The organism is Loktanella sp. 3ANDIMAR09 (assembly GCF_001420005.1).
Lineage (GTDB): Bacteria > Pseudomonadota > Alphaproteobacteria > Rhodobacterales > Rhodobacteraceae > Loktanella.
This window is the reverse complement of sequence record NZ_LJAK01000002.1, coordinates 473,073-479,103: the sequence shown is the minus strand read 5'-3', so window position 1 is coordinate 479,103 and position 6,031 is coordinate 473,073. Positions and strand designations below refer to the sequence as shown.

Below are 6,031 nucleotides of genomic sequence, written 5' to 3'. Positions count from 1 at the left end.
TTCGAACCTCTGGCCTCTGCCTTCGGAGGGCAGCGCTCTATCCAGCTGAGCTAACGGACCGTTGCGCCTGCTATAGCTGCGGGGCCGCGGCCCCGCAACGGGAAATCAGGCGAAAAGTTCGTGACAAAGTTCCAGTGCCTCGACGAGGACGTCCACTTCGCCGCGGGTATTGTAAACGCCGAACGACGCGCGGCAGGTCGCCGGAACACCCAGATGGTCCATCAACGGCATCGCGCAATGCGACCCTGCCCGAACGGCGACGCCCTTTTTGTCCAGCACGGTCGATATGTCGTGCGCATGGGCGGCCCCTTCGATCTTGAAGGAGAAGATCGCGCCTTTGCCCGGTGCGTTGCCCTGCACCTGCAACCAGTTCAACCCGTGCAGGCGCGATTGCGCATAGTCGCGCAGATCGGCTTCGTGGGTTGCGATATTGTCCATGCCAATGTCCATCATCCAGTCCAGCGCCACGCCCAGACCGATCGTCTGCACGATACCGGGGGTGCCGGCCTCGAACATCATGGGCGGATCGTTGTAGGTGACCACATCGCGCCCCACCTCGCGGATCATGTCGCCGCCCCCCATGAAGGGACGCATTTCGCGCATCCGGTCGGGATGGACCCAGATCGCACCGGACCCCGAAGGACCATAGAGCTTGTGCCCCGTGACCGCGTAGAAATCACAGCCGATGTCCTGCACATCGACCGCCATGTGAACGGCGGCCTGTGACCCATCCACCAGAACGGGCACGCCACGCGCGCGGGCAGCGGTACAGATGGATTTCACATCAACAACGGTCCCCAACACATTGGACATATGCGTTATTGCAACCAATTTCGTCTTGGGTCCGATGGCGTCGATGACCGCCTGCGGATCAAGGTTGCCATCCGCGTCGCAATCGACCCATTTGATCACGACCCCCTGCCGTTCCCGCAGGAAATGCCACGGCACGATATTGGCGTGGTGTTCCATGATCGACAGGACGATCTCGTCCCCTGCCTGCAGCCGGGGTGCCGCCCAGCCGTAGGACACCATGTTGATCCCCTCGGTCGTGCCGGAATTGAGCACGATATCATCCTCCGAGGCGGCGTTCAGGAACCGCGCCACAACGCCGCGCACGGATTCGTAGCGGTCGGTCGCCAGATTGGACAGGTAGTGCAGGCCGCGGTGCACGTTGGAATATTCCTCGGCGTAGCCACGGGTCACGGCATCAATGACGACCTGCGGTTTCTGCGCCGAGGCACCGTTGTCCAGATAGACCAGCGGCTTGCCGTTCACCTGACGGGACAGGATCGGAAACTGCGACCGGATATCAGCGATATCGAACATCAAATGGATCCCCCTTGGACCCCGACGCCAATCAGCGTCAGAAAAAGTGCAATGCCAAACGAGAATCCGATGATCCCCAAGGCAACGGTGCCAAGCGATTTGAGCAGACTGTCAAACCCGTGCAGGACATTCACGAAATGCAGCAAGGCAAAGAGCAGCCAGGCAAAACCGGCCAGCGTGACAATCCCGGACAGCGGCGGCAGCAGAACCATCACAAACGTCTGGACCAGTTGAATAACAAGGCCGATGCCCTGCCACCATGCGACCAATAGGATCGTCTGATCCAACCGTCCCTGCCCGCCCAGACTGCGTCCGGTCAGGTAAATGGCAAAGATCAGCACCACCAGCGACGAGGCCAGCACGATGGCCACGACAAAGGGCATCATGGCCATCGTGTCGGGCGCGCTGCCCAGGATCATGCTGCCGACCGCGACAAGGATCGTGGAACAGATCGCCACGACCGCAAGGATCGACCACAGCGTCAGGGGGGCCAGATGATATGACATCAGCCCGCGTGCCGTCCCCGCAGGATCGACCAGTGACCGCTTGATAAAGTCGGCGTTGATCACTTTTCCGCCTCGCGCAGCGACTGAAGCCAGATGTAGCCGAAAACCACCAGCCAGACCGCGCCCACCAGTTGCGTGCCCGGAGCCGGACCCAGAAAACCGGCCATCAGACCATAAAGCAGCAGCAGCGGCACACTCGCCAGCAACGACCAGAACAACGCCAGTCGCGCGCTAAAGAAACTGCCTTGCCCGCCAAACAACCGGGCGACCAGATGAGAAATCGCCGCGAGACCATAAAGCACAAGCGGCCAGACCATCAGCCAGGCAAAGAGTTCATAGGTCATCAGCTGTGACAGCTCCGGCGGCTCTGCCCCCGGTGCCAGCTCGAACCCGGCTGCCCTGCGTGACAGACGAGGCCATTGTGCGATGAAAACCAGGATGCAGAACACAAAGAGATAGGCAATCGCCCGATCTTCGCGTTTGCCCTGATCCAGCAGCTCGCGCATGACCTGGCGCGGTCTGCGCCAGGCCCGCATGATGTTTGTCGAGACGGCCATCAGCCTGCGTGGCGGTCCAGCCAGCCTGCCAGACGATCGCGCAGATCCTCTGCCAGACCTTCGTCTGCGATTTCTTCCAATGCTTCGGCAAGGAAAGCCAGCGTCAGCAGGTTGGTTGCCGCCTTTTCCGACACGCCACGGGACCGCAGGTAGAACAATGCCTCTTCGGAAATCGCACCAGAGGTGGACCCGTGCGAACACGCGACGTCATCGGCGTAGATTTCCAGTTCCGGCTTGGCCAGAAACTGGCTGTCGTCGTCCAGCAGCAGCGACTGGCTGATCTGATAGCCATCGGTCTTTTGCGCGCCTTCCTTCACCAGGATCTTGCCTTGGAAGACGCCGACCGCACCGTTGCGCAGCACCTTCTTGAACACCTGACGTGACTCGCCGCGCAGGGCGTCGTGGGTGATGAACACGGTGTCGTCGTGGTGGAAACCGTCGCCGTCACCCACGCAGGCACCCGCGACATGGGCCACCGCATCGTCGCCCAGCATCTCGATCACACAGTCATTGCGCGTCAGCACGCCGTTCAGCGACAGGGTAAAGGATTTGAAAACAGACCCTTCACCGATCCGGGCAAAGGTATGCGTGTTCATGCGGCGGCCGTGATCGCGGCCCTGCTGGCGGACGTGGTGGAATTCACCACCATCGGCAACTGACACTTCGGTGACCGTGGACAGTCGCGCAGCAGCCGATCCGGTTTCCAGCAGCGTGACCTTTGCCCCGGGCTCGACCCGGACAACGTGATGCAGGACCGCGTCCGTGCCAGACTCCTTGCGGCGATACCGCAGGCAGACGGGGCGATCTACCGGTCCCGTGGCGCGGATCAGCACACCATCCGTCGCCGTCGCAGTATTCAGCGACGCCAGCGGACGCTGCACCGGGTTTTGACCGGCCAGTTCCAGGACGCCATAGATGTCCTTGGCCCAGTGGATATCCTGCGCACCGGCCTCTGCCAGACGCGCGATGTCCAGGTTCTCACCCGTCAGGTCGTCAGAGGCCGCGGCATCAAACACACCGTCCACAAACACGAGCGTCAGAGGTTTCGCGTCCGAAAAGATCGCGTCATCATCATCCAGAACCTCTGCCGCGGGGGCATCCACGGCCACAAGCGTCGCAGGATCGGTGTATTTCCAATATTCGTCACGCCGATGCGGCAGGCCCATCGTGGCCGTGCGGGTCATTGCATCCTTGCGCGCCTGTGTCAGCCACGCAGCACCCTCAGGCACCGTGACCGCATCCAGCCGCGCGTCGGTCGCGTCCTGTTTGAATTGCGGCAAAGCCATTACTCGGCCTCCGCCAACAGGTCCGCATAACCGTTGTTCTCGACCTCGAGTGCGAGATCAGGACCACCGGTCTTGATGATGCGACCGTTGGACATGATGTGCACGACATCAGGTTTGATATGGTCCAAAAGCCGCTGATAATGCGTGATAACCAGGAACGAACGACCCTCGGACCGCAGCGCGTTCACGCCCTCGGACACCAGTTTCATGGCATCCACATCAAGACCAGAGTCGGTCTCGTCCAGAATGCACATCTTGGGTTCCAGCATCGCCATTTGCAGGATCTCGTTGCGCTTTTTCTCGCCGCCCGAAAAACCGACATTGACCGGACGCTTGAGCATCTCGGCATCGATCTTCAGATCCTTGGCGCGGGCGCGGACTTCCTTGAGGAAATCACCGGCAGACAATTCGTCCTGACCGCGCGCCTTGCGCTGTGCATTCACCGCGGTGCGCAGAAACGTCATGTTGCCCACACCGGGGATTTCGACCGGGTACTGAAATGCCAGGAACAGGCCGGCAGCCGCGCGCTCCTCGGGTTCCATGTCCAGCAGGTCGGCGCCATCCAGCGTCGCAGACCCTGCCGTCACCTCATAGCCGTCCTTGCCGGACAGCACATACGACAGGGTGGATTTGCCCGACCCGTTCGGACCCATGATCGCGTGGACCTCGCCTGCGCCGACGGTCAGATCGACACCCTTGAGGATCGACTTTTCTTCTTCTTCAAGATCGACCTTCAGGCCTTTGATTTCCAGCATCTTTTCTTCCTTCAGTATTCCTTGGCGACAATCGTCGCATTCCCTGGGGTGCGGCTGTTTAGCCGACCGATCCTTCGAGGCTGATCGCTACCAGCGCCTGGGCTTCCATCGCGAACTCCATCGGCAGGGCCTGCAGCACTTCCTTGCAGAATCCGTTCACGACCAAAGCGACGGCCTCTTCTTCGTCCATCCCGCGCGAACGGCAGTAGAACAGCTGATCGTCGTCCACCTTGGATGTCGTCGCCTCGTGCTCGACCCGGCTCGAGTTGTTCTTGACCTCGATATAGGGCACCGTATGCGCCCCGCACTGCGAGCCGATCAACAGGCTGTCGCACTGGGTGTAATTGCGCGATTCCTTGGCCTTGGGGTGCATCGACACCAAACCGCGATAGGTATTCTGGGCGCGGCCTGCGGAAATGCCCTTGGACACGATGCGCGACTTGGTGCGCTTGCCCAGGTGCACCATCTTGGTGCCCGTATCCGCCTGCTGATAGTTGTTGGCGATGGCGATGGAATAGAACTCGCCCTGACTGTCGTCACCGCGCAGAATGCAGGACGGGTACTTCCACGTCACCGCCGACCCGGTTTCGACCTGTGTCCACATCACCTTGGACCGCGCGCCACGGCAATCAGCGCGTTTGGTGACAAAGTTGTAGATGCCGCCCTTGCCTTCTTCGTCGCCCGGATACCAGTTCTGGACGGTCGAGTATTTCACCTCGGCGTCTTCTTCGATGATGATCTCGACCACCGCCGCATGCAGCTGCGCCACATCGCGTTTCGGTGCGGTACACCCTTCGAGGTAGGACACATAGCTGCCCTTGTCCGCGATGATCAGCGTCCGCTCGAACTGACCGGTGTTTTCGGCGTTGATGCGGAAATAGGTCGACAGCTCCATCGGGCAGCGCACGCCGGGCGGCACATAGACGAACGATCCGTCGGAAAACACGGCCGAGTTCAGCGTCGCATAGAAATTATCCGACGGCGGCACGACGGTGCCCAGGTATTTCTTGACCAGCTCGGGATGCTCGCGGATCGCCTCCGAAATCGAACAAAAGATCACGCCAGCCTTTTTCAGCTCTGCCTGGAACGTCGTGCCGACAGACACGGAATCGAACACCGCATCCACGGCAACCTTGCGCTCTGGCAGATCGTTTTCAGCGCCCTCCACACCGGCCAGAATGGCCTGTTCCTTCAGCGGAATTCCCAGCTTCTTGTAGGTTTCCAACAGCTTGGGGTCGACCTCGTCCAACGACTTGGGCTTGACCTCCATGCTCTTGGGCCGGGCATAGTAATACAGATCCTGGAAATCGATATCCGCAACCTTGAGCATCGCCCAGTTCGGCACGGACATGCCTTCCCAGCGGGTAAACGCAGCCTGACGCCAGTCCAGCATCCACTGCGGTTCCTCGTTCTTGGACGAAATCAGCGAAACGATATCGGGGTTCACGCCCTTGGGGGCGTAATCCATCTCGATGTCGTCGTCGTTCCAGCCGTATTTATACGCACCAGAGAGTTGGGCCACCGCATCCACGGTTTCCTGATCGACGCCCTCTTTGACCTCTACCTGATCCAAAGCTGTCATGTCCTTACCTCTCTTGCGG

6 protein-coding genes are annotated in these 6,031 nt (G+C 60.4%); all 6 read right to left on the bottom strand.

The genetic code is table 11. From position 1 onward, the window contains the following. Positions 1–105: 105 nt before the first annotated feature. From AN189_RS05265 to sufB, 6 genes are read right to left on the bottom strand one after another with little or no spacing between them, the layout of a single operon-like run. Positions 106–1,326, bottom strand: coding sequence for a cysteine desulfurase (locus tag AN189_RS05265; RefSeq protein WP_056032051.1), 1,221 nt, complete (start codon positions 1,324–1,326; stop codon positions 106–108). Next, positions 1,326–1,895, bottom strand: coding sequence for a Yip1 family protein (locus tag AN189_RS05260; RefSeq protein ID WP_056032048.1), 570 nt, complete (start codon positions 1,893–1,895; stop codon positions 1,326–1,328). The genes AN189_RS05265 and AN189_RS05260 overlap by 1 nt, the downstream gene beginning before the upstream one ends. Continuing rightward, on the bottom strand, positions 1,892–2,389 hold the full coding sequence (locus AN189_RS05255; protein WP_056032045.1) for a YIP1 family protein: 498 nt from the start codon (positions 2,387–2,389) through the stop codon (positions 1,892–1,894). Before AN189_RS05255 ends, AN189_RS05260 begins: the two co-directional genes overlap by 4 nt. After that, the gene (locus AN189_RS05250; protein WP_056032042.1) at positions 2,389–3,675 is read right to left on the bottom strand and encodes a SufD family Fe-S cluster assembly protein; all 1,287 of its coding nucleotides are present in this window, start codon (positions 3,673–3,675) and stop codon (positions 2,389–2,391) included. The genes AN189_RS05255 and AN189_RS05250 overlap by 1 nt, the downstream gene beginning before the upstream one ends. Next, a complete protein-coding gene (gene sufC / locus AN189_RS05245; protein ID WP_056032039.1) occupies positions 3,675–4,430 on the bottom strand; it encodes a Fe-S cluster assembly ATPase SufC in 756 nt (251 codons plus the stop codon). Before sufC ends, AN189_RS05250 begins: the two co-directional genes overlap by 1 nt. Before the next feature lie 58 nt (positions 4,431–4,488). Further along, the gene (gene sufB / locus AN189_RS05240; RefSeq protein WP_056032035.1) at positions 4,489–6,012 is read right to left on the bottom strand and encodes a Fe-S cluster assembly protein SufB; all 1,524 of its coding nucleotides are present in this window, start codon (positions 6,010–6,012) and stop codon (positions 4,489–4,491) included. Positions 6,013–6,031 lie beyond the last annotated feature (19 nt).

Bases quoted from the DNA above. Each gene is read 5' to 3' on its own strand.
- AN189_RS05250 (WP_056032042.1), bottom strand. From the start codon at position 3,675: ATGGCTTTGCCGCAATTCAAACAGGACGCGACCGACGCGCGGCTGGAT.
- sufB (WP_056032035.1), bottom strand. From the start codon at position 6,012: ATGACAGCTTTGGATCAGGTAGAGGTCAAAGAGGGCGTCGATCAGGAA.
- AN189_RS05255 (WP_056032045.1), bottom strand. From the start codon at position 2,389: ATGGCCGTCTCGACAAACATCATGCGGGCCTGGCGCAGACCGCGCCAG.
- sufC (WP_056032039.1), bottom strand. From the start codon at position 4,430: ATGCTGGAAATCAAAGGCCTGAAGGTCGATCTTGAAGAAGAAGAAAAG.
- AN189_RS05265 (WP_056032051.1), bottom strand. From the start codon at position 1,326: ATGTTCGATATCGCTGATATCCGGTCGCAGTTTCCGATCCTGTCCCGT.